The following is a 26,115-nucleotide window of genomic DNA, read 5'->3' as shown; positions in this document are numbered from 1 at the left end:
CCAATTATGCTGATTCATTATCCAGTTTTCAGGGAATAAACCCTGTTTTCATAGATATGTGCCCTTAGCTCAGCTGGATAGAGCGTTTGACTACGAATCAAAAGGCCGGGAGTTCGAATCTCTCAGGGCACGCATATTTTTACGGGAAGTAGCTCAGCTTGGTAGAGTACTTGGTTTGGGACCAAGGTGTCGCAGGTTCGAATCCTGTCTTCCCGACCATTATGCCGGTATGGCGGAATTGGCAGACGCGCGCGACTCAAAATCGCGAGGGAAACCGTGGGGGTTCAAGTCCCTCTACCGGCACCATAATACATCGACAATGTTCTTTGGGATGAAGCTCCTGAAGAACTTTTTTTTGTCTAAAGCTGCAAATACTCACTCATTGCATGAGCGGAAGAACTTTTTGTCCAATTGGATTGCCATTTACCGCTTCGAACATCTTGTTCATCTCCTCTTTGTCGTAAAAATTGCCGACAAATTTATTTTTTTTTGGGACGATCCGCTTTATCTGTAAGATTCGAGGGAATCATATCTGTTTTGAACGCATATTGAAGCCCTTTGCGGATATTAGCGTGATAGTGAATAACGGTACTTGAATATCTTTAAATAAAGGGGCTGTCCAATATGTCCCTAAAACAAAAAAGCAGACAAAGATAAACAATCGTTTTATCTTTGTCTGCTTTTTTGTTTTGGTTAGGTTCCGGAAAATAGACAGGCGAATACCTGCTACTTTCAGCAAGTTGTGGGCTAATGCCACTATCCCAAACTCAACATGTACTTTGTTGAGCCCTCGCAAGGAAAATCGGCCAGCGCAAACGGTAGCTAGTGCTAGGACATCACCATGTCGGCAATGGGGTAATCCGGACGCATGCTTAATACTTGAATATTTCTGCGCAGGCGGTTATAGCGCAGCCAGCAGTAATCCAGGTAATCATCCCCCGTATAATGACGTAGCAACGCCCATACAGTCCATAACAAATCCTGAGCCATCATATAACACTTGACCTTCATCAGATCATCCTGCGTAAACGTATTGCCGTAATATGCCTCAAATAATTGGTCAATCGCCTCTGCCGTCAAGCGCGACTCGATGATATACGCAGCAATATCAAAGGCCGGATCGTTCATTCCGGAATACTCCCAATCAATTAAATAGACGCCGCTGTTGGCGTCTGTGAGAAAATTTTCCGGCACTGTATCATTATGGCAAGGAACGGAAATGACATTTTTGAGATGGTCTTGCATGAAAAGGAGCAATTGCTCTTTCAGGGAAGCGTAGTCATAAAACAATTCACCGTTGATCCGCATGACAATGGTTTCATATTTGGCCAGTTCACTGAGCCAATCAAATGTGTTAGGGAAGTGCTTGGGGGTGCCGTGAATCTTCTTCAGCAAGGAAGAAACTGCCCGCAGGCTTTGCAAAGCCAAGGGGTCGGCCGCGGCAAGCGTTTTGCTGTCGGGAATATACTCGCTGATTTTAATGCCGCTTTCCTCATCAAAATAAACACATTCCGAATTCACGCCAAACTCCGAGGCGATGCCGTTATTCACACGCTCAATCCTGCGGTCGATCATTTGATCCGTCAGGTTGCCGGGCATCCGAATCACATATTCCCTTCCGTGGACATTCATAATGTAATTATAATTGGTCAAACCGCCCGCAAAACGGGACTTGTCAAAAACAATGCTCTCATCTTTAAAAAAAAGACGGAGTTTTTGCTCCACCAAGTCTTCCATATTCATTTTTTTAAGAAAAAAGTCGGATAAAGGTTTCATTGGGGACCTTTTCTTGGCATTCAATATGTATGCGTGGGTATCGCATACAACTCGCCGCACAGTTTTTACCATAAGTATAGCAAGACAGAAGGAGGAAATCAACGAAGCGAACGAGTGGAGGACGTTCTGGTACATGCAGTACAAGAAAGACGTTTTTGTACAAGAATGTCGGTAAGAGGGGCATCAGAATACTAAAATCAGCTACCGAATCTTCAATAATAAGGGGCGGAAGTGTGTTTAACTTGAATTAGGAGTTGAGTATCCGATAAGCGGATTTAAATAATAAATTACCCAATAAGGAGAGGGTCGAATGGAATACCGGGGAGAAGAAGCTCTCGGACTTGTGGAAACGTTGGGCATGGTTCCCGCCATCCAAGCGGCGGACTCTATGCTGAAAGCGGCAGATGTCGTTCTGGTATCCTACGAAAATGTGGGTTCTACGCTCGTAACAGTAATGGTAAAAGGCGATGTCGCGGCGGTTCGTTCGGCAGTAGAGGCAGGCGCCTCCGCCGCGGCGAAGATCGGTAAAGTCACTGCGCACAATGTGATGCCGCGTCCGCTCCGCTCTATTGCAGGAATTGTGATGGCGCACGCTATTGACACATAATTTGCGGGAAAAGAGGGAGGTTCATGAGCAAACTGGATGCACTGGGTTTCATTGAAACCTTTGGAATTATATTCGTCATGGAAGCGGCAGATGCCATGTGCAAAGCGGCCGATGTAGATTTGATCGGTTACGAAAACGTGGCGTCCGGTTATATATCTGTCCTTGTCCGCGGAGATGTAGGGGCTGTAAAGGCCGCGGTAGAAGCCGGCGTTTCCGCCGTGCAGGCAATGGGGGCCGATGTGTACTGTTCAAACGTTATTCCCAGCCCGCACCCGGATATTGAAAAAATCATTGCACGCTACGCGCTTCCGTCTTAGGGGCCGGTAGTCGGTAGAAATTCAAGGGAGGTGATCGTGATTAACGATATCTTTGTTATTAAACCGAGGGTATACGCTGGCAAACAGTCGCTGGAAAAGCTGACGGAAATTCAAGGTACGAAAGCCTGCATCGTTTCCGATCAGATTATGGAGAAGCTGGGATATCTGGGACAGGCGGTTGACCTTCTGCAAAGCCAGGGGATCTCCACTGCGGTGTTTACCGGTGTCAAGCCCGATCCCGACGTGAAGATTGTGGCCGAAGCGCTTCAGGTGTATTGGGAAAGCGGCGCGGATGTGTTGGTGGCGATGGGCGGCGGCTCCGTCATTGATACGGCGAAGGGGGTTCTTTACTTCGCCCGGCAATATGCGCAGGAGAAAAACGCACCCTTTGTCAAACCTTTGTTTGTGGCCATTCCCTCCACCAGTGGCACCGGATCGGAAGTGACCGACTTTTCGGTGATTACGATGGAAGGAGACAAAATCTGCATAGTGGACGATTTTATCGCGCCGGACATCGCGATTCTTGATTCCACCTGCATCAAGCATGTGCCAAACAAAGTGGTGGTGGATACCGACCCATGCGCTGGAGGCTTATGTCTCCACTAAAGCGACCGACTATACCGACGCGCTGGCCGAAAAGGCCGTTCAATTGGTATTTGCTAATCTGGAAACGCTTTACCTCGATCCGGCCGATGAAGAGGCGCGGGATCGGGTGCAGAATGCGTCCTGTATGGCAGGGATGGCTTTTACAAACGCCGGTCTGGGCATCATTCATAGTTTGTCCCACGCCTTTGGCGGTACGTTTCACGTTCCTCACGGACGGGTGAATTCCCTGCTTCTTACGGCGGTGATGGAGTATAACGCCAATTTGGGCGGAAAAATCATAGACAGGGTGTGCGAACGCTATGCCCGGCTCGCTTCCCTGCTGCACTTGCCGGCCCGAACCGCCCGCGAAGGAACATTAAGTCTGATCCAGGCGATCAGGAAGCTGAAAAGGTCCATCGGTATCGAAAACGGTATCCATGAACTTGGCGTGGACCGGGATGCTTTCGATGAGGCGTTGTCCCGCATGGCGAGGTCCGCCATGGCGGACCGATGCACGCCAACCAATCCCCGTCAGCCAACAGAAACGGAGCTGGAGTGCATTTACCGTAAAAGTTTTTAAATGAAAAAATCTCACAAGATGGCGAGGGAATGATTATGGATATACATGAGTTATCAAGTAAACTTGCTAAGGCTACGACAGCCATGTCTCCTCAAGAACGCGCAGCGATCATGAAGCTGTTCCAAGGAATTTCAAAAGAGCTTTCGGAAAAGGGAGCTCAGCCGCCGGCCGTAGACGGCCACGGCCAGATTCGCAAGGAAGACTGCGAATACCCGGATGGAATGACCGATCGTTTGCGGGCTTTGAAAGAACATTATTTGACCGCTAAGCCAAGCATTACAACCTACCGCGCCAGAGCCTATACCCAGGTTTACAAGGAAAATCCAGGTCTGCCAGCGATCATGCTGCGTGCCAAGGCTTTCCGCAAAGCGTGTGAAGAGGCTCCGCTGCTCATTCAGGACAACGAGTTGATCGTCGGTCATCCATGCGGCTCGCCGCGCGCAGGCGCCTTCTCGCCGGATATCGCCTGGCGCTGGACCCGGGATGAGTTGGACACCATCCACAACCGTCCTCAGGATCCTTTCTACATATCCGAGGAAGACAAACGGATCATGCGCGAGGAGCTTTTCCCTTTCTGGGAAGGTAAATCGGTGGATGAAATTTGCGAACAGCAATACCGGGATGCCGGCCTTTGGGAGTTTTCCGGTGAAGCGTTCGTCAGCGATCTTTCCTACCATCAGATCAACGGCGGCGGCGATTCCAACCCGGGATATGATGTAATTCTAATGAAGAAAGGGATGCTGGATATCCAACAGGAGGCTAAGGAGCATCTTGCGAAGCTGTCCATGCAAAACCCCGAAGACATCGACAAAATCTATTACTATAAATCCGTGCTGGACACCACCGAAGGCGTGATTGCATATGCCAAAAGGATGTCTGAGTACGCTTACCAGTTGGCAGTAAAAGAACAAGATCCGAAGCGCAAAGCGGAGCTGCAAAAGATTGGTGAGATCAACGCACGCGTGCCGGCTCATGCGCCTACTACGTTCCATGAGGCCATGCAGGCGGTCTGGACCGTGGAGTCTCTGCTAGTGGTAGAAGAAAATCAGACTGGCATGTCTGTCGGCCGTGTGGACCAATACATCTATCCTTTCTATGAGGCGGATAAAAAAGCCGGCCGTCTGACAGACTTTGAAGCATTCGAAATCGCAGGCTGTTTCCTGATCAAATGCTCGGAAATGATGTGGGTTTCCAGCGCGGGCGGCTCCAAGTTTTTTGCCGGCTACCAGCCGTTCGTCAATATGTGTGTCGGCGGGCAAAAACGGGAAGGCGGCGACGCAACCAATGATTTAACTTATCTGCTCATGGATGCGGTGCGACATGTCGGTGTTTACCAACCTTCGCTTGCTTGCCGTGTCCACAATAATTCTCCACATAAATACCTGAAGAAGATTGTGGATGTTGTCCGTGCGGGATTGGGCTTTCCGGCCATCCATTTCGATGATTCCCACATCAAGATGATGCTGATGAAGGGCTGCAGTATCGAAGATTCTCGCGATTACTGTCTGATGGGCTGTGTGGAGCCGCAAAAATCCGGCCGATTGTATCAGTGGACCTCCACAGGATATACCCAGTGGCCGATTGCCATTGAGTTTGTCCTTAACCGCGGTAAAATGCTCTGGCACGGAAGTAGCCCAGGATTGGACATGGGCGATTTGAGCAACTTTACGACCTATGAGGAATTTGAAGCGGCTGTCAAGAAGCAGGTGGAGTACATCACCGAGCTTTCGGCAGTGGGTACCGTAATCAGCCAGCGTGTTCACCGCGATTATGCGCCGAAACCGCTGATGTCGATCATGTATGAAGGCACGATGGAGAATGGCCGCGATGTTTCTGCCGGCGGCGCCATGTATAACTGGGGGCCTGGTTTGATCTGGTCCGGACTGGCGACTTACGCCGATTCCATGGCCGCAATCAAGAAGCTGGTTTACGATGACAAAAAATATACGTTAGAGCAAATCCGTAACGGGCTGCTGGCCGATTTCGAAGGTTATGAGCAGTTTCACAGGGACTGTCTAGACGCGCCGAAATTTGGCAACGACGACGATTATGTCGATCGTATCGCTGCCGATATCACCGGGTGGACCGAGAACTATCACCGCAAATTTAAAACCCTGTACTCTACCTTCAGCCACGGCACGCTTTCTATCTCGAACAATACGCCATTCGGCGAGATGACCGGCGCAACCGCTAATGGACGCAAAGCCTGGTTGCCGCTGTCCGACGGCATCAGCCCTACCCAGGGTCATGACAAAAAGGGACCGACAGCCATCATCAAATCGGTGAGCAAGATAGATGTCGAGGGCATGAATATAGGAATGGTGCATAACTTCAAGCTTTTGCGTGGTTTGCTGGAAACGCCAGAAGGAGAGAACGGACTGATTAATCTGCTGCGGACGGCCTCCATTCTCGGCAACGGTCAAATGCAGTTCAGTTATGTGGATAATGAAACGCTGCTTAAAGCGCAGCAAAATCCAGATCAATACCGCGATCTGATCATTCGTGTCGCCGGCTACAGCGCATACTTTGTGGAGCTGTGCAAAGAAGTGCAGGATGAAATTATCAGCAGAACAATGATTGAACATTTCTAAAATGTCCCGCGCCTCTTCCGCGGCGCGACACGCCGGGGAAGAGGCATTCAGGCATTTAGACATGCTGCAAGGAAGGAGCTACAGCTATGGAGTCAGGCATGCCGGAAAAACGGGCACGCATTTTCAATATTCAAAAATATTCCATATACGACGGCCCAGGTATCCGGACGCTCATTTTTTTCAAGGGATGTCCCCTGCGCTGTCAGTGGTGTGCCAACCCTGAAGGTCTGGAAAAGAAATATCAGGTAATGTATCAACAAGACCTGTGCAACGATTGCGGTGCGTGTATTGCGGTGTGTCCCCAGGAAATCCACCGTTTTTCCACGGTCAGCTCGCAGGAGCCGTCCAAGCCACGACATATGGTTGACCGAAGCAGCGAGTGCATCGGCTGTCGGGCCTGTGAAAAGGTTTGTCCTGCACGGGCGCTCTCCATCGTCGGGATGGATATGACGGTATCGGAAATCGTGGAAATTGTACAGGAGGATACTCTGTTCTACAATACGTCCGGCGGCGGCGTCACTTTGGGCGGCGGCGAAGTAAGCGCGCAGCCCGAATTTGCGGTAAATCTGCTCAAGGAGTGCAAGCATGCCGGAATCCATACGGCCGTTGAAACCTCCGGGCACGCCAAGCCGGAAGCAATTTTGGCGATGGCCGAATTTACCGACCTATTCTTGTACGATCTGAAACATATGGATTCCGACCGCCATTATCAACTGACCGGCGTGCGCAACGAACGCATTCACGAAAATTTGCGGGAGCTGATCATCCGCAAACACAACGTGAAGGTGAGGATGCCGTTGATGAAGGGGCTTAATGATGATGAGGACACCATTCGCAAAACGATAGAGTTTCTGCTTCCCTATCAGGAATACCGGAATTTTCAAGGCATCGATTTGCTTCCTTATCACAAGTTGGGAATTAACAAATACAGGCAATTGGATCTGGTCTACACCGTTGAAGGGGATCTGAGTCTTAATGAAGCGGATCTGGAGCGTATTGAACGTCAAATCAGCCAATACGATTTCCCAGTGCGGGTGATCAGACATTAAGGAAGGAACGCTTATGCAGCGACCTACGGGGACTGATCATCAAAGGATTATTCAGGAATCGGTACCTGGCAAACAGGTGACGGTGTAATAACGAAAGCCGATCTTGCGCCGGAGAATGAGAACCACTGTATACAAGTTTTAAAACGCAACAGGATAGCCGAACCCTTTTTCTGCATTAGTCTTCCTGGGAGGGAAGGGAATCGGGCAATTGAAACGTTATTTGTTCGGGTAATAAGAGCGGAGTTGAGGCTATGAAATTTATTACCGAAATGGAATTGCGCAATGTGTACAGGATAAATCCTTTCACATCATACATGGTGGAACATGGAAGCCGATTGACGCCAGAGGCGCGCCAGTTTTTGACGGATCGCCAGGTCGAAGTGTCCTTTGAAACGCAAGAGCCGCCCTCGAATCCAAAGCGACAGGCGGAAAAGCCGGATTGGCGGCGCAGGAAGCTCTGCTGTCAGATGCAGTCCGTGTACGCCCTGATTCTGTTGACTGGGCAGGAACTGCTGGAACGAGATGTGCTGCTGGCCCAGAAGGTGCTCGAGCTGTCAGGGTTGTTTTTGACCCTCCAGAAAGGGGAAGGGGGCGGTACATCCACGGCTGGTTTGTCTTTTCGGGGGTGTGCCGGCATTTCTGACGATGCTCTTTTTGAAGATGAGGGAGACTGCTTTGAGGTGACCGAGTTTCACATTCAATTGGAAAAAGGCAGAGAAATTGCTTTGCTCCACCGTCTGCGCAGCGTTTTGCGGGAGCTTGGGATTACAGTTTTGGAAGCCGCGGAATGTTGTCCCCAGGAAAAGTCAGAGGAAGATATCATTCCTGAAATAAACTATATGACTAACGTATTGAGTTCGCTTATTTGCCGATCTGCAGGAGGAAAAACATGCCAGAGACAAAACTCTTTGCATACTGCGACCAACTGGTAGAGCAATTCGAACCGTCATCCGAAACCCGATTAGAAAACAGTCTTCCTTCTACTATACCGGTGTGGATCTGGGAACGGCCTGTGTAGTGCTTTCGGTGTTGGATGAAACCGGGCAACCGGTGGCGGGGGCTTACCGCTATGCCGATGTCGTTCGCGACGGAATGGTGGTGGACTATTTGGGCGCGATTCAGATCGTGAGGGAGCTTAAAGAGCAGGTGGAGCAACAATTGGATGCACAACTGGAATATGCGGCTGCGGCGATTCCTCCGGGAACCGATGCGCTTGATGGCGGCGCCATCAAGCATGTGATACAGGGTGCGGGTTTTGAAATAACGGCTTTATTGGATGAACCTACGGCAGCCAATTCCGTGCTGCAAATATCCGATGGAGCCATTGTGGACATTGGCGGCGGAACCACGGGCATTTCGATTCTGAAGGATGGCAAGGTCGTCTATGTAGCCGATGAGGCAACGGGGGGCACCCACTTTTCTTTGGTGATTTCCGGGGCTTACCATATGGATTTTGCCGAAGCCGACCGCTTCAAGCGCAACCCCGCTCATCACAAAGAATTGCTACCGCTGCTCCGGCCGGTCATCGACAAGGTTTCCTCCATCATCAACCGCCATGTTGCGGGTCATGAGGTCAAAGAATTGTATTTGGCGGGCGGCACCTGTTGCTTTTCCGGCGTGGAGGCCATCATTGAGCGGCAGACCGGCATCGCCACCTATAAGCCCAGCAATCCCATGTCTGTCACTCCGCTGGGTATTGCTCTGAATTGTACACAGGAGGCGATATAAATGGAATTTCGGATTATCAAATCTCCTTCCCAGGGGACGATGGATATTTTGCTTCGGCGCAGAGGATTGCCAAGCAGTCGGGAAGTCCCACAGTACGACGCGGTTGGACTGGTGCAGGGAAGGCTGATTGATATGGTGTGGGCTGCGGATGTAGCTGAAAAGATGGCGGGAGTGACAGTGGAGGATATCCGCGGCAGTTGCCCGCAAAACATGATTCTTCTCGCTATCTATGGCGACACGGCTTCCGTGGAGGACGCCATCGCCGAGATCAAGCGGAGGAGCGGAAAAGCGGAGAAGGAAAGAATGCTATGATTGCCGCTAAATTGATTCACAATATCTGGTCTACCCGCAAAGCGGATTCCCTTGTTGGAATGAAACTAATGCTGGCCGAGGTTATTGGCGGAAGTGACGACGGGCACCGCTTGATTGTGGTCGATACGATCGGCGCCGGCATAGGCGATCGAGTGATTGTCTGCACCGGCTCATCGGCCCGCAAAATGCTGCAAACAGACGACGTTCCTGTGGATGCCGTCATAGTCGGCATCATTGACGCGGACTGCGTTTTCGAATAAATGGTTGAACAAAAAATCAATTGCAGCGAAAGAGGGCGAGAACTGTGAAAAAGCTGATTTGCGCTGCGGAAGTGGAGAAATGGGTGGCTGCCGGACAGAAGCGGTGCTTCATTGACAGCAACACGATTGTGACACCGGCGGCCCGGGACAAGGCAAAGGATCTGGGAATGGAGTTTATCCATGAGCCGTGCGGGACTTTGGGTTCCGACGCCGCAGACTGCGAAACGCCGAATGATATCGACATGAATGCAATTTATAAATTTTTCAAAATTTTATTGGAAAAAGGATTGGTTGAAAAGCTGTTGGAAACGGCTCCGGAGCCGCCCTATCAGGCGGAGACGGATCCAGCCGGCCTGAAGCTTGTGCGGGGCCAGACGGTAAAAATGGATGCTCGCAGCACGGTAACCTCCGGAGCCAAGGTGTATGTTCAAGAAGTAATCGGGAAGCCGGAGTCTTCCATGAGCGCCGGGTTTCTGACCGTCGATCACTCCAGTTTCGAGCAGAAGTCGGACCATGAAGAAATTAATATTGTGCTGGAAGGCACGCTCGATGTCACGCTGAACGGAAGAACCTTCACCGCCCGTATGGGAGATACGCTTTACATACCCAAAGGAGTCAAAGCGACCAAGGGATCACCGGACTGCGCGAAGCTGTTTTACGTGAGCTATCCAGCCAACGGCCCTGATCTGAAGCCGCAGTGACAGGAGGGGGATAAAGCATGCAGGCGCTTGGATTAATTGAAACGCGGGGACTTCTACCGGCGATTGAATGTCTGGACATCATGCTCAAAACAGCTCAGGTGGAACTGATGGAAAAATGCAATGTGGGCGGCGGGCTGGTGACGATCGCAGTTACGGGCGATGTCGGCGCTGTTCAAGCATCCGTGGAAGCAGGCGCCTCCGCGGTGCAACGCTTGGGCAGTGATGTGCTGATTGCTCGGCATTTCATTCCAAGGCCCCACAACGACATAGAGAGTATCTTCGGCTGGCGCAACGATTCGAACATTCCCAAAGAGAGCGGCGAACCAACGCTGTCGATTTGGCATACGCAGGTGGCGGAGCAGACGCCGGAGTTGGACGCAACGCCCGATGTTCCAATGGATAGTGGCAGCGAAGGAAGCTTCCCTGTACCAGTGGTCAATCCCGGTCTGGACCTTGCTTCTGAAGACATCAGTCCGGAAAGAGACAATGGAGATCCGGCAGCGCTTGACGGCCCATTCAAACACCGGATCGACGCGCTGGTAGAGGAATCCGGGCTTGACAAAGCTATGGAGCTGCTGGAAACCATGACAGCCGTGAAGCTGCGCGAACTGGCCAGAGAGTGCAGTGATGCGCTTGGGATGAGCTTGAAGGCAATTTCTAAAGCAAACAAGGTGAAACTGCTCGAGCGGTTGCGCCAGTATTATCAGCAATAAGCGAAAGGAGGATTTCCGCTTGGAAAATTATGATTACGACATACAATCGGTCCATGAAGCGCGGGTCTTGGCCCGTACAGGCAAAGCGGCCGCTAACATCCTTGCCGGATACGATGCAGAACAAATTGACAAAATTGTACAAAACATGGTGCGGGTAGCGGAGGCCAACGCCGCCGAACTGGCTGCGCTGGCCGTAGAGGAAACCGGCTTTGGCAAGATAGAGGATAAAATCTTCAAAAACCGTCTGGCTTCCACTGAGCTGTATGAATCCATTCGGGATACGAAAACCATTGGGGTGATCCGTGAGGACAAGACGAACCAAATTATAGAGATTGCCGAGCCCGTCGGACTGCTCATGGGCATTATTCCATCAACCAATCCGACATCCACTACTATTTTCAAATCCATCATTGCGATAAAGTCCCGCAATGGAATCATCTTTTCACCTCATCCCTCTGCATTGAAATCCATCATGCGGACCGCGGAATTGATGAACGCCGCTGCTGTTGAGGCAGGAGCTCCCGAAGGAATCATTGGCTGCGTATCCAAGCCTTCTATGCCGGCGACGCAGGAACTGATGAAGGGCGATGAAATCGCCATGATTATCGCTACGGGCGGTTCGGCGATGGTGAAATCCGCTTACAGCGCAGGAAAGCCAGCACTGGGAGTGGGACCGGGAAATGTACCGACCTACATTGAGCGCACCGCCGATATTCCAAAGGCAGTGGCAAATATTATTTCCAGCAAAACCTTCGATAACGGTACAATCTGTGCATCTGAACAGTCTGTCATCGTGGAGGAATGCATCCGTTCTCAAGTGATAGAAGAGTTTCAACGCCAGGGCGGTTACTTTATGAATCAGGAGGAAACCGCTAAAGTCGCGGCCAAACTGTTTGTCAAAGGCCATGCCATGAATTCCAGACTGGTGGGACGTTCGCCCCAGGTCATCGGGGAAGCGGCCGGCATTCGAATTTCGGCGGAGGTCAAGGTGCTTTTAGGCGAACAGCAGGGCGTGGGAGAGGGATTTCCGCTGTCCTATGAAAAGCTAACTACGGTACTGGCGTTTTACACCATAAAGGACTGGCGTGAGGCTTGCGATCTTGGCAATCGACTGCTGCGTAATGGTGGGGTGGGCCATAGCTTTTCCATCCATACGCAGAACCACGATATGGTCATGGAATTTGCGCAACAACCTGTATTCCGCATTTTGGTGAATACGGGCTCCACTCAGGGCGGCGTGGGCGCAAGCACCGGGCTTGCCCCATCCTTCACTTTGGGATGCGGAACCTGGGGCGGCAGCGCTACTTCGGATAATGTGGGACCGCAGCACTTAATTAATATCAAGCGTGTGGCATATGGCATTAAGGACTGTACGGCACGAAGCCCTTATCCTGTCTCCTCCCCGCAACTGCCGAACCAACAGGAGAATGCGATGTTGCTGAATCTGGTGGACGAGCTGGTGTCCATTTTACAGAAAAGCGGTGATTGTTAGTGGAGGACTATAATAAAGTGCTTTCGTTGCTGCTGGAGGCTGTATCCGGTGCCGAAAAGCCGGAAAAGGAACCGTGCTCCATCCCTTTAGGGATTTCGAACCGTCATGTGCATCTTTCCCAAGCTGATGTGGAGACGCTCTTTGGAGCTGGATATTCGTTGACCAAAGCGCGTGATTTGTCCCAAATCGGCCAGTATGCGTGCAATGAGACCGTTACGGTCTGCGGGCCCAAGGGGGCCATCGAAAAGGTACGGATTCTCGGCCCGGTGCGGGAACAGACCCAGGTGGAAATTATGCGGGGAGACTGTTTTAAGTTGGGTGTGAAGGCTCCGGTGCGTATGTCGGGGGCGCTTGAAGGCACAACGGGCGTCACGTTGGTTGGGCCCAAGGGGAGCGTTTATATTCGCTGCGGTCTGATGGTCGCACAGCGCCATATTCATATGTCGCCCGATGACGCCCGCTTTTTCGGCGTAACCGACGGAGAAAGGGTCAGCATTCAATTTGATGGTCTCCGGGGCGGAGGGTACAATCAGGTCGCCATCAGAGTCAGCAGCGCCGCCGCTCTCGACTGTCATATCGACGTTGAAGAAGCAAACGCCATGGATCTGACCGCGGCGTCTGTTGTCCAAATCATAAAAAATCAATAGGAGGAAATCAACATGAGATCTGAAGCTCTAGGTTTGATTGAAACAAAAGGGTTGGTAGGTTCAATCGAAGCGGCGGACGCAATGGTCAAGGCGGCCAATGTCACTTTGATCGGCAAGGAGATGGTAGGAGGCGGTCTTGTTACCGTGATGGTGCGAGGCGATGTAGGGGCGGTGAAAGCAGCGACGGATGCCGGCGCCGCGGCCGCGCAAAGTGTAGGGGAACTAGTGTCGGTGCATGTGATTCCTCGTCCCCACAGCGAAATGGAAACCATCCTTCCGCCTGCTAAGCCATAATTCCAAAAAATCATAAAACATTTAGGAGGAATGAATCATGAAATCGGAAGCTCTGGGTTTAATCGAAACAAAAGGGTTGGTAGGCTCGATTGAAGCGGCGGACGCAATGGTCAAAGCGGCCAATGTCAGCTTGATCGGCAAAGAGATGGTCGGTGGCGGTCTTGTTACCGTGATGGTACGGGGCGATGTAGGAGCGGTGAAAGCGGCGACAGACGCCGGCGCAGCAGCTGCGCAACGTGTAGGGGAACTGGTGTCGGTGCATGTGATTCCTCGTCCCCACAGCGAAGTGGAAGTCATTCTTCCCACTGCTAAGCTATAATTTAATCTTAACTATGAAAAAAGGCCTAAACCTGCTAATACCAGGTTTAGGCTTTTTTTTTTACCTGTGAATTCCGCTTGAATAATAATGACTCATGGCATTTGACGGGGGGAGGGGCGTTGCTATAATATAAATACATATGTGAAAACTTTAACGTGAAACGCCAGTTTTCCCGTTCATTTTCGGTGAAAGGTGCAAGGAGTTTATGCAGAAAACCGATAAGCTGATCGCAAACAAAGTGTACGCCCGATACAGCGGCGTTCTGTCCCTTTCCAAGTTCTCGCTTTTGCTGTTTGATATCAACGGAGACATTTTGCTGGAATTTAACCCTTCCCCTGATTTTTGCAAGCTTATTTGCTGGGAAAATCAATCGCGGCCGTGCGCGGATTATGTTAATCGCTTTCATTCCTTCGAACGGGGGAGATTTGTCTGCTGTTACGGCATGGAAAATATTTTGCTGCCCATTATGGTCAAAGATGAGGTTGTTGGATACGTAGCGGGGATGCAGGCGTATTCCCAAGAGTCGGAATTTCAAAAATATCTGATCAATACGGCGGAGTTGGCCGAATTGAAGGGATTGGATTTGGAGCTTGTCGCGAAAGCGATATCGGCTCTGCAAACCATTGATAAGGACAAGGCGGATATTCACGAGCAACTTTGCAATCATATCGCAAGAAATATTGCGCTCGACATCGCCGAAAGTACGCAGGACAACGAAAGGATCATCAATCGCCTGTCTGTGGAAAAGGAAATACTGGAGAAGAAGGTGATTGATTTGGAGGCGAAAAATATGTCTCTGGTAATCAATCCCCATTTTCTGTTCAATACTTTGAATTCCATTGCCCGCATCGCCTATTTCGAACACTCCCATACCACGGAGGAATTGATCTATTGCCTGTCCGACTTGCTGCGATACAATCTTAAGCAGGAAGACCAGCTTCATACCATTGCATCCGAAATGGATAACATTGAGAAATATCTATATATACAAAAGGCGCGTTTCAAAAACCGCCTGCAGTATGAAATTTCCATTCCTGACGATATAATGGCTTATCGCATTCCGAATATGGTTATTCAGCCTATTGTGGAAAATGCGGTGATTCACGGAATTACCCCCAAGCGGGACGGGGGAACCATTCGTTTGATTGCCGAAAAGTACGGAAATGATATCACCATATCCGTTATGGATAACGGCAACGGGTTCTCGCCGGAGGTGCTCAAGCTCATCCATCAGCCGGACAGCAAAACCGGTGTGGGCTTTCGGAGCACCGACAGCCGCTTGAAGCGTTATTATGGAGAAGAGTATGGGTTATCGATCGTGAAATCCGATTACAGCGGGAGCACGGTCAACATTCGAATTACCACCCAACCCAATGTGAGGTAATGCAATGAGTGTTGTCATGATTGTAGAGGATGAACTGATGGAACTGGAATTTCTTCAATCCATCGCGCTGGAAATACTACGCACTGAAGATAAGCTTCTTACCTGTGAGACCGGTTTGCAGGCGATCAAACTCGCCAAGCAATATCGGCCGGATATTATTTTTATGGATATCACTTTACCGGAAATGGATGGAATCTCCTCGTTGCAGGAGATTCGCCGGTTTCTCCCCGACGCATGCGTGTCGATTTTGTCGGCCAGCTCGGATTTTTCCTATGCACAGGCGGCAATCAGCCTGCGGGTACACGAATACTTGCTTAAACCGGTCAAGCCGGAAATATTGCGGCAAATGATTCGCAAGGCACTGGAGCAGGCTGCCCAACCAGAAAGAAATTCTTTAATAGACACTTCTCCGATAGAACCGGCCGAAGAGCGTCAGTGCTTTATTAAGGAAGCCGTCGATTATATTCAAGAGAATTACAAAGGAGAGCTGACCTTGCAAATGGTGGCGGATCATGTGTACATGAATCCCCAATATTTTAGCCGCATATTCAAAAAGGAGATGGGCGTTACTTATACGGATTATGTGAACAGGCTCAAGATTGCGCATGCCTGCAAGCTTCTGGAGACTACAGGATATCCCGCCTATCGCATCTCCGCGGAATGCGGCTTTACCGATCCGTCTTATTTCAACCGGGTATTCTACAAGCAAATGAATATGACGCCCAAAGAATACAAAAAAAGCGTCCTTGCCCAAGTTCAAAAAAACAATCAATAGATAGAGTTCCAGGAACCTCCCCCCGACTAAGCTGTCAGGGGGGAGGTTTTTTTTATTGACTCTATCGTCCTAAAAGTATGGATAGTACCAGAATGGAGAAAAAGTGATTCAGAGAGTGCAACAAGAGGTACGGTTAGTACCAAGCACAATGGCCGCTGTGTTATACAATGAAGATAATTCTAAGTAACAGAGGTGTATGGATGATGAAGGAAGCAGTGGCATCTCCCGTGGCTACGGCCGCCATGCTGAAACAAAAGATGAACAGTCGTTTTAGAAGAAATGGAATCGTGTACGGACTGATTTCCGGCATTACGTTCGGCCTTTACAGCACCATCGTTGCCATGGCCATGATGAAGGATCCTTTCCTGGGAGTCTTAGGGGTGTTTGCGGCGCCGCTTGTGGCATCGGCGATCAATGATACTATGGCGGCGATCTGGCTTGTAATCTGGAACGTAATGAAAGGGAAGGGCAAAGAAATCGGCCGCAGTCTGGTAACTATACCGGGTCTGATGGTTGCACTGGCCGCGGTGTTTGGCGGCCCGATCGCCAACGGGGCATATCTGGTTGGGATTGCTTTGGCCGGAGCAGCGGCTATCCCCATTTCGGCACTTTGTCCTATGTTTGGGGCTATTTTCGCGCGAATGTTCCTTAAGCAGAAGATTGATAAACGGGTGGCAGTCGGCATGTTAATCTGTGTTGTCGGAGCGGCGCTCATTTCCTATGTCAATCCTGAAGGAGGAGCGGAGAATTTCACATTGGGCATAATTTTCGCTTTGGTGGCCGCAATTGGCTGGGGACTGGAAGGCGTATTTTCCGCTTTCGGCATGTCCATGATCGATTCTAATATCGCCATCACCATTCGCGAGGGCGTTTCCGGAATCGTTTACATTGCAGTGCTTTTGCCTCTCTTCGCCGCGACGGATCTCTTTGCTTCCGTGCTTGGCTCCGTATCGCCCATGCTCATTATCGCGGCTGCGGCCCTGTTTACGGCAATCTCTTTCCTGACATGGTATATGGCCAACAGTATGGTTGGCGTTGCCGTCGGAATGTCGCTAAACATTACATATGTGCTGTGGGGGGTTGTCTTTGCCGCTATCTTCCTCGGTGAATCGTTGACTCCTACAGTTATTACCGGCGCAATTATTATCACATTGGGAGCGCTTTTGGTTTCGATGAATCCCATGGATCTCTTCAAAAAGGAGGCGTAAGCAAATGGCGTTGTTACCGATCCGCTCTCGTGTACTGCTTTTCATGTCCACTGTGCAGCAGGCAAATATTGATGATGCGATGAACGCTTTGAAAAGCGAATACGGTGAAGAAGGCCAATTTACAAGGGAGAACTTCCTGGATCATATGCTGTCGTTGCAGGCAAACGGACTGATTGATGAGGTCCATTACGAGCTGAACGCTAATGGGGAATTATGCATGTACTACGCGATCAACGATGAGGGAAATCGTACAATCAATAAATATTTGCCTAAAAAATGGGCTCAAAACTACAAACAGGTCCTGACGAAATAATTCAAGGAGTTTTAGTCTAACCACAAACAACCCGGCCCTAGGCCGGGTTGCGTCGTAAAGGCGGCTGCGCCAAGGGTTCAAAGCTACAACACTCCATACAGGCTATTGTGCGTTGCAAAAAAACCGTCCGGTGGATTGTCAATATCAATTCGTTTATTTTTGAACTTACTGCTACGGGCGGTATGGAATAACTGAATTTGATGCAAGTCTCCCTGCATGGAAGCAAAAGCCCGGCTTACAAGCGCAGCATCCTTATTCGGGCCAGCACTATAGCCGATAATCTCTCGATTAAAGAGGTCGACAAATACACAGATGTAATGCCATTTGTTTTTCACTTTGACATATGTCAGATCGCTTACAACCACTTGTTTGACTTCTGACTGTCTAAACTCACGATTCAATTTATTAGCCTGTTCCGCTTCATTACACGAGGTTTTTTGCTGGTTCTAAATTCTTCCTCCTTGACTTAATTTCCGCATGTGTTATAATGACACTCGGGATTCAAAATCGTGACCGTGGGGGTTCAAGTCTCTCTATCGGCACCATACATAGCTTTAAAGCTTCGAGACGATATTATATCCGTTTCGGGGCTTTTTTTATTATATCTGAATATGAATTCAATTTTACTTAATAAAATCTCCTTATTACTTTCATAGAAATGAGCAAAACTCAAAGAAAAGATAGGATACAATATTTATGAGACATACTGTATAGAGTCATCTAAGATTATCTACAGAAGAGAGGATGCTGCAACCTATGATCTACATGTTGGACACGGCAAATCTAAAGCAAATTGAAAGAGCATTTGACTTGTATCCTATGGCAGGCGTAACTACGAACCCATCGATTATTGCAAAAGAAAAAACAGATTTCCTCTCCCATCTCAAGGAGATTAGACGCATCATTGGGGAAGATAGTCTGTTACATGCTCAATCATTAGGAAGAAAAGCTGAAGATATTGTAGAAGAAGCCTTGTACATGCAAGAGAATGTAGGGGGTAACTTCTATGTAAAAATTCCTGTCATTCCTGAGGGCATCAAGGCGATGAAAATGCTAAATAAAAAAGGAGTAAAAATCACAGCTACTGCTATTTTTACTGCCGAACAAGCACACATCGCTTCCGTTTCTGGTGCTGAATTTGTTGCACCCTATGTAAATCGTTTAGACAATATGGGAGCAAATGGAGTACAAGTAGTAGAGCATATTGTAACTCTATTTAAGGAACATCAGCTTGATACAAAAGTATTAGCAGCTTCATTTAAAAATGTGCAACAAGTGTTACATGTAGCATTAGCTGGCGGTCATTCTGTAACGGTAACTGCTGAAATCATGGATAATCTACTTAAACATCCAATGACTGATTGGAGCGTAGATCAGTTTGTGCAGGATTGGGAAAATGTTTATGGCGAGGGGAAACTGGTTCATCAACTGTAACCTAAACGCTGTAAATCAATTTCTAATTCTAAAATAAATCACTCAAATAAGACAAAAAGCATGTTTTTGGCATAAGTAGATAGCCGGAAACATGCTTTTTATTGAAATAAAAGGAAAACAGCATATTCTGATGTACAAATATTCGCACTTATGCATTGAAGGTTGTTTGGTAGTGTGGTACATTCGGTCATGGTAGAGTAGGAAGATGGAGTGATAACAAGTGAGCCAAGACATGATCATGACCAATCATAAGAGCCTAACAAAACTAACAGAGAATGTACTTCAGATGGCAGACGTAATGCGTAGCCATCAGGATGATCTTCATGCAAATAAACTGCAACAATTAGTAGAAAAGGGCCGTTTCGAAGAGATGAGCATTGCTTTTTGCGGTCACTTTTCCGCAGGGAAATCAACAATGATTAATACGCTTCTGGGGGTAGAACTATTACCAGCTAACCCTATTCCAACAAGCGCTAACGTTGTAAAAATAAGAGGCGGCGAACCTGCTGCCAGTGTTCATACCAGAAAAAGTGGAGTTTTAACTCTTGATCCACATACCGATTTGGAAACGCTTAAAAAGCATGCAGTGGATGGAGACGAGGTTGAGTGGGTGGAAATCTGTTATCCTGGTCTATTCCTTACAGAAAAGACAAGTCTTCTCGATACACCAGGTATTGATTCCACAGATGCTGCCCATAAAGTGGCTACAGAATCAGCCCTTCATTTAGCTGACGTGATTATATATATGATGGACTATAACCATGTGCAGGCAGAAGAGAACTTTAATTTTACCAAGATGTTAAAAGATAGAGGGAAACCGGTCTATCTCGTTATTAACATGATAGATAAGCACGTTGACTTTGAGCTTGATTTTGATAGCTACAAGGAGAGTGTGGAAGACGCGTTTGACATGTGGAATATCAAACCGGACGGGATTTTCTATACCACTCTGGCAGAATCAGATCATCCTGAGAACCAATACGAAGAATTTCGTTCCACTTTGCTAGATTTATATGAACATGGTGAGAGCTTAATCTCCCAAAGCATTCTACTATCAGCAAAAGCACTAATCGATGAGCATGGAAAGGTAGTAGCCAGACAACATCAGCCTGTACGTGAGAAGGCTGAAGAGACAATTGAGACACAAACGGAGAAACTGGTTGAGCGTGGTCTCCATATTAACGATCAAAATGAAGCTACTAAGCAGCACCAACAATTACTAGCAAAAATAGCTGAGCTTCAATCAGCTTCCAAGAACGCTTACAATCAGATGGAAAAAGAATTGACTGATCTGTTGCAAAACGCGCGAATTACCTACTACAGTACGAACACAGCAGCCAAGGAGTATCTGGATACGCGAAAACCAGGATTTAAAGTAGGATTTTTATTTGGTTCTGCGAAGAAAACAGAGGATGAACGCGCAGCCAGAATACAAGCCTTGCGCGATGATATAAAGGAAAAAGTATCCGCTAATCTGGATTTTCATTTCCGTCAGCTGCTTACCAGTTTTATTGATCGATATGGAGTGCGCAGTGATAGCTTGCACCAGCAAATTCATGATGCAAAGATCGACATTACAGAGGAGTGGCTTACTTCTCAGGTGAAACAGGGAGCAGGGACGGACGAGTATGTTATGAACTATTGCAAAGATATTTCGGATGGCATAAAAATATCATACCGTCGGGTAGCCCTATTGATTATTGAGCAGATTGTAGCGTGTTTGGAAGAGATGAATCAACAAGAACAAACAACTATCTCAGAAAATATGCAAGAGCTAGAAGCATTACAGGGTGCTTATTTACAATTTGTTACCCTGACTGAGGCAGAAAAATCACAAAAAAACGAGCTGATGAGATTACTTTACCAATAGAGGAGCGTAAGGCTACATGAACGTAGAGAAGCAACAAATGGCAACTAGTGAGAGAGTAGAAGCATCGCAACAGGTAAAACCATTGCTGATTAATAGTGCAACAAAACTACGCCAGGCTAGCCATTGGATCAAAGAATTAGCAGGAATGAAGCAACTGGCTGAAACAATGGAAGAACGTGCAGACCGTCTGGAAGAAAATCGTTTCACGGTGGCACTATTTGGAGCATTTAGCGCAGGGAAATCTTCATTTGCCAATGCTTTGATGGGTGAGATGATTTTGCCGGTTTCTCCGAATCCAACAACAGCAGCAATCAATAAAATCATGCCACCGACAGAAACCTATCCACATGGAACCGTGCGCGTTGTGCTTAAATCAAGAGATGTGATCGAGGAAGATGTACGTCGTTCCCTTGCTGTTTTTCATATTCAGGAAGCGCAACTGGAGAACGGGATTAACGCAGTTGCTGAAATGAATATCAGTGAAGTTCCTGCCAATGCCAAACCACACTATACTTTTATTAAAGCGGTGAAAAAAGGGTGGGATGAGGCAGCACCCCATTTGGGTCAGGAACTACTTGTAGATGAAAAAGAGTTTAAAAAATTCGTGGCGAAAGAAGAAAAAGCATGCTTTGCGGATTACATCGAACTATATTTTAGTTGCCCGTTGACGGATCAAGGTATGGTGCTTGTAGATACCCCTGGGGCAGATTCCATTAATGCTCGTCATACCGGTGTTGCCTTTGAATACTTGAAAAATGCCGATGTTATCCTGTTTGTTACCTATTACAACCATGCCTTTGCCCATGCAGACAGAGAATTTTTATTACAAATGGGTCGGGTAAAAGATACGTTTGAATTGGATAAGATGTTTTTTATCGTCAATGCAGCTGATCTGGCACAATCACCGGATGAGTTGCAGGATGTTCTTACCCATGTAGAAAAAAATCTATTGTCCTGTGGCATCAGGCATCCACGTATTTACCCGATTTCCAGTCAAACAGCAATATTATCTAAAATGCTGGCAAAAGGATCACTTGCCCCGTCCGCAGAAAAAGTATATCGTCAACGCACAGACGCAATGGAGGGGGAGTTGCCTTCTGCAGAGAAGGGGCTTGTCATTTCTGGTATGCCACCGTTTGAACGCGACTTCTTGCAATATACGGTGGATGGATTAGCCCTGCAAGCAGTAGCGGCGGCAGATGGCGAAATAAGACGAGCTCACGATCGCTTGCGTGAGTATATCGAACTGGCACAGGAAGGCGAGAGTGCCCGTGAAGAAAGAAGAGAAGGCGTTAGACAGGCAAAAGAACAGGCAACCCTGCGAACACATAGCGTAACAGTCAGCAATGAGGAGAGAAACGGCAAAAAAGAACAGGAAGAATTACTTTACTACGTAAAACAACGACTCTTTTTCCGGTTTTCAGAGTTCTTTGCAAGCGCCTTTAACCCTGCTGCATTAAAGGATGATGGTCGCAACCTGAAAAAAGCGGCTCAAGATTGTTTAGAGGATTTATTCCGTTCCATTGGGTACGATCTGGCGCAAGAGATGAGAGCTACTTTCCTTCGTCTGGAAAAATACATGAATAAATCAGGCGATAAATTAGTCCTGGTGTGGCAAAAAGAACTTCAGGCGATCTGGTCTGGGATTGAGCTTGCTCCTTATAAGGTAAGATCTTTGCAGACCCCTAATTTTGCTGAAGAATTGCCAGCCGAACCTTCAGTTATGTACTCGGCTCTATCATTGTTTAAAAATCCTAAAGACTTTTTTGAAGGAGAAGGACGCTCCAACCTGAGAGCAGAATTAGAAAAACGAATGCACGAACAGGTGGATCGTTACCTGGAACAAGCAGGAGAAATTTTGGCGACAGCTCTTCAGGATGCTTTCAACAGTATGTCGCAATCAGAACGTCAAAAAGTGATGGATCAGGTAGAAGAATATAGCCAGGGTCTGTTTGCAGCTCTTGATGCCAAGGTTGATGTGAACCAACTGAAGGAAACAGAAACAAGATTGGCTACTTTGGTGTAAAGGAGTTCTCTCATGTTTACCCAAAAAAACTTTTTCAATTGAAGATAACCATGGATTGGTCCGGCTCACAATACAGGGCAACTGCATAGAATAAAGACAAAGCAGGATTGCTTTACAGATTGTGAGGGAGGCACCAGGTTATGCAAGGAAAAGTGAAATGGTTTAACAAGGAAAAAGGGTATGGGTTTATCGAAAGAACAGACGGTCCGGATGTATTTGTTCACTTTACGGGGATTAGTGGTACTGGTTTTCGTAATCTAGATCAAGGAGATCAAGTGAACTTTGATATCGTAAAGGGAGATCGTGGACCACAAGCTGCCAATGTAGAAAAAATTGAATCTTAACATCCTGCTACTAACATAAGAAAACTTCTATGGAAGTCCTTTCGAAGAAGCTGGTTCTTCCTTAGAGGATGTTTTTCATACGTATCAGGAAGTGAGCCTTCGAAGTTTATACTTTCTGATACAGTAAAAATAAACGACCGCATGGGGAGACGTTCAATACCCTAAGCGGTCGTTTTTGCTATGAATCAGGAGAGGAGAGTGAAGCAACGGACGATGCGAGGGACTACCACAAGCGGAACAGGTCTGATATGATTTACAAATAAAAGAGAGAAATGAAATGAGGGAATAGAGATGGCGGTACATACAGCTTTGCCTTTGGGAGAACTACTACAGGAGCTGTATCCACAGGTTGTGGCGTGGCGCAGACACTTCCACCAATATCCCGAGTTGTCTTTTCAAGAGGAAAAGACACCGGCTATGATTGCCCAGATTTTACGAGAAATTGGACTTGATGAAGTAAGGGAAAAAGTAAGTAGCCGTGGCGTTGTCGGCAAGCTAATCGGTAAAAAACCGGGGAAAACGGTAGCATTACGAGCAGATTTTGATGCGTTACCAATTGATGATCAGAAGGAAGTCGCCTATAAATCAAAAGTACCTGGTGCCATGCATGCATGCGGACATGATGCACATACAGCAGGGCTCTTAGGACTTGCACAGGTGCTCGCCAAGCATAAAGATGAGATTCCAGGAACCATTGTTTTTATATTTCAGCATGCTGAAGAAGAGAATCCAGGTGGAGCGATTGGCATGGTAGCGGATGGTGCGATGGATGGCGTTGATGCTATATTTGGCGCGCATGTATGGTCCACAATTCCATATGGACACATTGGACTGGCGCCAGGGCCTGTAATGGCGAATACGGATGATTTTATTATTGAGGTGCAAGGTAAGGGTGGTCATGGTGCAATGCCACATGAGACAGTGGATTCCATCGTGATTGGCGCACAAATCGTCAATAACATCCAAACGATAGCAAGTCGCAACGTTGATCCACAGGAGAGTATTGTTGTAAGTATGGGAACCTTTAACGCTGGAAATAACTTCAATGTCATAGCTGATACGAGCAGATTGACAGGAACTCTTCGTACGTTCACAGCCGAGGTTCGCGACCTGGGAGAGCGTCGCTTGCGTGAAATCGTGGAAGGGACGGCAGCTCTTAACGGTGGTACAGCGGTTCTACACTATGATCGTGGTTATCCAGCCCTTATCAACACAGAAGCAGAAACTGAGCTAATGCACCAGGTTGCAGCCTCCATAGTAGGCGAAGATCACATGATTCGTGTTAAACCAGTTATGGGTGGAGAGGATTTCTCTTATTATCTGGAGAAAGCACCAGGTGCCTATATATTTATCGGTGCAGGTAACCCAGAAGTTGGGGCAACGTATGCGCACCACCATCCAATGTTTGATATTGATGAACGTGCCATGCTACTTGCTGGAGAAGCTCTAGGCAGGACAGCGCTACAGTACCTATATGAACATGAAGGAACTGAAGAATAAAGAACAGATTTCGCAGATTAATTGAAAGGAGAGTGGAACAAATGCATACTTCTTTTCTTCTACCTCTTGATGAAACATTCGTAATTCGTGGTAATGTACATACTCAGGCTACGGAGGGAGAAAAGCAACCGATTCTTCTTTTTTGCCACGGATTTAAAGGCTTTAAGGATTGGGGGAGCTTCCCTTATGTAGCGGAACAGTTATCGGAGAGAGGAATAACGGTAATTCGATTTAACTTCTCTGCTAACGGAGTGGGTGAAAGTACAACCGAATTCGACGAGCTGGAGAAGTTCGGGATTAATACCTTTGCGAGAGAAATCGCAGATCTTACAGCACTGGTAGAGGCGATTAAACAGAATAAGCTGCCTCATGCAGAGGTGATGGATTACGAGAAGATTTTCGTCATGGGACACAGTAAAGGTGGCGGTGATTCGATCCTGTTTGGTACAGATAATCCGGACATAAAAGGTATCATTACCTGGAATGGGATTAGTCATGTAAACCTATTTGATCAAAAGCTGCGTCAAGAGATTTCCGAGAAAGGTGTCAGTTATATCATTAACGGAAGAACCGGGCAAGAAATGCCGATTACACAAGTGGTCATTGATGATGTAGATCAAAATCAGGAAGCATATCATTTGGTAGAAAAAGTACGCCACATGTCACAGCCGATATGCATCATTCAGGGAGATAAAGATTTTGCGCGTTTGGTGCAAGGCGCAAGTATTCTTCAAGAAGCAGCGAAACGAGGAGAACTCCATTGGATTGTAGATGCTGATCACGTTATGAACACAAAGCATCCATTTGCAGGCAGCAGTGAACAGCTTGAAGAGGCTATTACCATTACAGCAGAATTTGTCCGAACTCATTCCGAGCGCTAGTGGCAAGTGGTTCAGCGATTTATACACAAATATAGTAAGAGAGAAGGCGGCTTCTATTGGAGCCGCTTTTCTCATTGTGATATTGACTACTGTAGTGGGGCAGAAGAAGCACATTTTCTGTCTGCAAACTCGTTAAGGTCCCGCAAGGGAGCAAATACTGTCCGCTACACAGTAAAGAGTGCGGAAAGTGCAAAATGATGACAATGCTATGCAGTATCTCATGGGTTGCACTTTTTAATCCGCCCTCTTTGCTGTGTAGCTAGGTAGGACCTTAAATAGTTTTGGACAAAAAATGTGCTTCTTCTGCTAACAACTTCAGTGAAAAAACAATAACAACACCAACAGCCTTCAAAAACCAGCTTCTCTTTTCACAATGAGCGACTTGGCGAAGCCCGACCCAGCGGAGCAC

Annotated in this window: 27 protein-coding genes, 3 tRNA genes and 1 pseudogene; 29 read left to right on the top strand and 2 right to left on the bottom strand. The window is 47.8% G+C overall.

The genetic code is table 11. From position 1 onward, the window contains the following. Window positions 1–58 precede the first annotated feature (58 nt). From LM917_RS20730 to LM917_RS20720, 3 genes are all read left to right on the top strand, one after another. A tRNA-Arg gene (locus LM917_RS20730) sits at window positions 59–132 on the top strand. 10 nt (window positions 133–142) lie between these two features. Further along, a tRNA-Pro gene (locus tag LM917_RS20725) sits at window positions 143–219 on the top strand. A 4-nt stretch (window positions 220–223) separates the two neighbouring features. Continuing rightward, window positions 224–306, top strand: a tRNA-Leu gene (locus LM917_RS20720). 522 nt (window positions 307–828) lie between these two features. Here the strand turns inward: LM917_RS20720 and LM917_RS20715 are convergent. After that, on the bottom strand, window positions 829–1,776 hold the full coding sequence (locus LM917_RS20715) for a choline kinase family protein (protein WP_232699612.1): 948 nt from the start codon (window positions 1,774–1,776) through the stop codon (window positions 829–831). Between the two features lie 310 nt (window positions 1,777–2,086). On the opposite strand from LM917_RS20715, the gene LM917_RS20710 reads away from it, so the two are divergent. From LM917_RS20710 to LM917_RS20620, 20 genes are all read left to right on the top strand, one after another. Beyond that, complete coding sequence (locus tag LM917_RS20710; protein WP_232699611.1) at window positions 2,087–2,383, top strand: BMC domain-containing protein; 297 nt, start codon at window positions 2,087–2,089, stop codon at window positions 2,381–2,383. A 23-nt stretch (window positions 2,384–2,406) separates the two neighbouring features. Then, window positions 2,407–2,700, top strand: coding sequence for a BMC domain-containing protein (locus tag LM917_RS20705; RefSeq protein ID WP_232699610.1), 294 nt, complete (start codon window positions 2,407–2,409; stop codon window positions 2,698–2,700). Window positions 2,701–2,736: 36 nt separating this feature from the next. Next, window positions 2,737–3,306 (top strand): iron-containing alcohol dehydrogenase, encoded by a 570-nt coding sequence (locus LM917_RS24845; RefSeq protein WP_373688815.1) that lies wholly within the window; start codon window positions 2,737–2,739, stop codon window positions 3,304–3,306. Then, on the top strand, window positions 3,224–3,865 hold the full coding sequence (locus LM917_RS24840) for a dehydroquinate synthase/iron-containing alcohol dehydrogenase family protein (RefSeq protein WP_373688814.1): 642 nt from the start codon (window positions 3,224–3,226) through the stop codon (window positions 3,863–3,865). The genes LM917_RS24845 and LM917_RS24840 overlap by 83 nt, the downstream gene beginning before the upstream one ends. 35 nt (window positions 3,866–3,900) lie before the next feature. Next, the gene (cutC, locus tag LM917_RS20695; protein WP_232699609.1) at window positions 3,901–6,456 is read left to right on the top strand and encodes a choline trimethylamine-lyase; all 2,556 of its coding nucleotides are present in this window, start codon (window positions 3,901–3,903) and stop codon (window positions 6,454–6,456) included. A gap of 86 nt (window positions 6,457–6,542) precedes the next feature. Further along, window positions 6,543–7,505 carry a choline TMA-lyase-activating enzyme gene (gene cutD / locus LM917_RS20690; RefSeq protein WP_232699608.1) on the top strand — a complete coding sequence of 321 codons (963 nt, stop codon included), beginning with the start codon at window positions 6,543–6,545 and terminating at the stop codon, window positions 7,503–7,505. Window positions 7,506–7,756: 251 nt separating this feature from the next. Next, entirely contained in the window at window positions 7,757–8,437 is a 681-nt protein-coding gene (locus tag LM917_RS20685) for a cobalamin adenosyltransferase (protein ID WP_232699607.1), read from the top strand. A 61-nt stretch (window positions 8,438–8,498) separates the two neighbouring features. Beyond that, window positions 8,499–9,233, top strand: a complete 735-nt coding sequence (gene eutJ, locus LM917_RS20680; RefSeq protein WP_232699606.1) for an ethanolamine utilization protein EutJ — start codon at window positions 8,499–8,501, stop codon at window positions 9,231–9,233. Continuing rightward, entirely contained in the window at window positions 9,234–9,545 is a 312-nt protein-coding gene (locus LM917_RS20675) for a BMC domain-containing protein (RefSeq protein ID WP_232699605.1), read from the top strand. Further along, on the top strand, window positions 9,542–9,805 hold the full coding sequence (locus LM917_RS20670) for a EutN/CcmL family microcompartment protein (RefSeq protein WP_232699604.1): 264 nt from the start codon (window positions 9,542–9,544) through the stop codon (window positions 9,803–9,805). Before LM917_RS20675 ends, LM917_RS20670 begins: the two co-directional genes overlap by 4 nt. Window positions 9,806–9,849: 44 nt before the next feature. Continuing rightward, window positions 9,850–10,506, top strand: coding sequence for a EutQ-related cupin domain-containing protein (locus tag LM917_RS20665; protein WP_232699603.1), 657 nt, complete (start codon window positions 9,850–9,852; stop codon window positions 10,504–10,506). A gap of 17 nt (window positions 10,507–10,523) precedes the next feature. Beyond that, window positions 10,524–11,219 carry a BMC domain-containing protein gene (locus LM917_RS24925; protein WP_304502596.1) on the top strand — a complete coding sequence of 232 codons (696 nt, stop codon included), beginning with the start codon at window positions 10,524–10,526 and terminating at the stop codon, window positions 11,217–11,219. Window positions 11,220–11,238: 19 nt separating this feature from the next. Next, window positions 11,239–12,711, top strand: a complete 1,473-nt coding sequence (locus tag LM917_RS20655) for an acetaldehyde dehydrogenase (acetylating) (protein WP_232699602.1) — start codon at window positions 11,239–11,241, stop codon at window positions 12,709–12,711. Next, a complete protein-coding gene (locus LM917_RS20650) occupies window positions 12,711–13,358 on the top strand; it encodes a phosphate propanoyltransferase (protein ID WP_232699601.1) in 648 nt (215 codons plus the stop codon). The genes LM917_RS20655 and LM917_RS20650 overlap by 1 nt, the downstream gene beginning before the upstream one ends. 12 nt (window positions 13,359–13,370) lie before the next feature. Beyond that, on the top strand, window positions 13,371–13,652 hold the full coding sequence (locus tag LM917_RS20645) for a BMC domain-containing protein (RefSeq protein ID WP_232699600.1): 282 nt from the start codon (window positions 13,371–13,373) through the stop codon (window positions 13,650–13,652). Window positions 13,653–13,689: 37 nt separating this feature from the next. Then, the gene (eutM, locus tag LM917_RS20640) at window positions 13,690–13,971 is read left to right on the top strand and encodes an ethanolamine utilization microcompartment protein EutM (RefSeq protein ID WP_255668463.1); all 282 of its coding nucleotides are present in this window, start codon (window positions 13,690–13,692) and stop codon (window positions 13,969–13,971) included. A gap of 205 nt (window positions 13,972–14,176) precedes the next feature. After that, window positions 14,177–15,355 carry a histidine kinase gene (locus LM917_RS20635; RefSeq protein ID WP_232699599.1) on the top strand — a complete coding sequence of 393 codons (1,179 nt, stop codon included), beginning with the start codon at window positions 14,177–14,179 and terminating at the stop codon, window positions 15,353–15,355. A gap of 4 nt (window positions 15,356–15,359) precedes the next feature. Further along, the gene (locus LM917_RS20630; protein WP_232699598.1) at window positions 15,360–16,130 is read left to right on the top strand and encodes a response regulator transcription factor; all 771 of its coding nucleotides are present in this window, start codon (window positions 15,360–15,362) and stop codon (window positions 16,128–16,130) included. A 200-nt stretch (window positions 16,131–16,330) separates the two neighbouring features. Next, a complete protein-coding gene (locus LM917_RS20625; protein WP_232699597.1) occupies window positions 16,331–17,338 on the top strand; it encodes an EamA family transporter in 1,008 nt (335 codons plus the stop codon). A 4-nt stretch (window positions 17,339–17,342) separates the two neighbouring features. Next, window positions 17,343–17,651 carry a hypothetical protein gene (locus tag LM917_RS20620; RefSeq protein WP_232699596.1) on the top strand — a complete coding sequence of 103 codons (309 nt, stop codon included), beginning with the start codon at window positions 17,343–17,345 and terminating at the stop codon, window positions 17,649–17,651. A gap of 143 nt (window positions 17,652–17,794) precedes the next feature. Here the strand turns inward: LM917_RS20620 and LM917_RS20615 are convergent. After that, a pseudogene (locus LM917_RS20615) lies at window positions 17,795–18,079 on the bottom strand (DDE-type integrase/transposase/recombinase); the annotation flags it as partial. A gap of 328 nt (window positions 18,080–18,407) precedes the next feature. On the opposite strand from LM917_RS20615, the gene LM917_RS20610 reads away from it, so the two are divergent. The 6 genes from LM917_RS20610 (at window position 18,408) to LM917_RS20585 (ending at window position 25,706) form a co-directional block, all read left to right on the top strand. Beyond that, window positions 18,408–19,085: a fructose-6-phosphate aldolase gene (locus LM917_RS20610; protein ID WP_232699595.1), complete on the top strand. Its 678-nt coding sequence runs from the start codon at window positions 18,408–18,410 to the stop codon at window positions 19,083–19,085. Between the two features lie 286 nt (window positions 19,086–19,371). Beyond that, complete coding sequence (locus LM917_RS20605; protein WP_373688816.1) at window positions 19,372–20,955, top strand: dynamin family protein; 1,584 nt, start codon at window positions 19,372–19,374, stop codon at window positions 20,953–20,955. 16 nt (window positions 20,956–20,971) lie between these two features. After that, complete coding sequence (locus LM917_RS20600; protein WP_232699594.1) at window positions 20,972–22,981, top strand: dynamin family protein; 2,010 nt, start codon at window positions 20,972–20,974, stop codon at window positions 22,979–22,981. 140 nt (window positions 22,982–23,121) lie between these two features. Further along, window positions 23,122–23,325 carry a cold shock domain-containing protein gene (locus LM917_RS20595; protein ID WP_232699593.1) on the top strand — a complete coding sequence of 68 codons (204 nt, stop codon included), beginning with the start codon at window positions 23,122–23,124 and terminating at the stop codon, window positions 23,323–23,325. Window positions 23,326–23,616: 291 nt separating this feature from the next. Beyond that, window positions 23,617–24,825: a M20 metallopeptidase family protein gene (locus LM917_RS20590; protein ID WP_232699592.1), complete on the top strand. Its 1,209-nt coding sequence runs from the start codon at window positions 23,617–23,619 to the stop codon at window positions 24,823–24,825. A 41-nt stretch (window positions 24,826–24,866) separates the two neighbouring features. Next, window positions 24,867–25,706 (top strand): alpha/beta hydrolase, encoded by an 840-nt coding sequence (locus tag LM917_RS20585; RefSeq protein ID WP_232699591.1) that lies wholly within the window; start codon window positions 24,867–24,869, stop codon window positions 25,704–25,706. Window positions 25,707–26,115 lie beyond the last annotated feature (409 nt).

The sequence above is a fragment of the Brevibacillus daliensis genome (genome assembly GCF_021245735.1).
In the GTDB taxonomy this organism is placed as follows: Bacteria; Bacillota; Bacilli; order Brevibacillales; family Brevibacillaceae; genus Brevibacillus_B; species Brevibacillus_B daliensis.
This window is presented reverse-complemented; position numbering and strand designations above follow the sequence as displayed.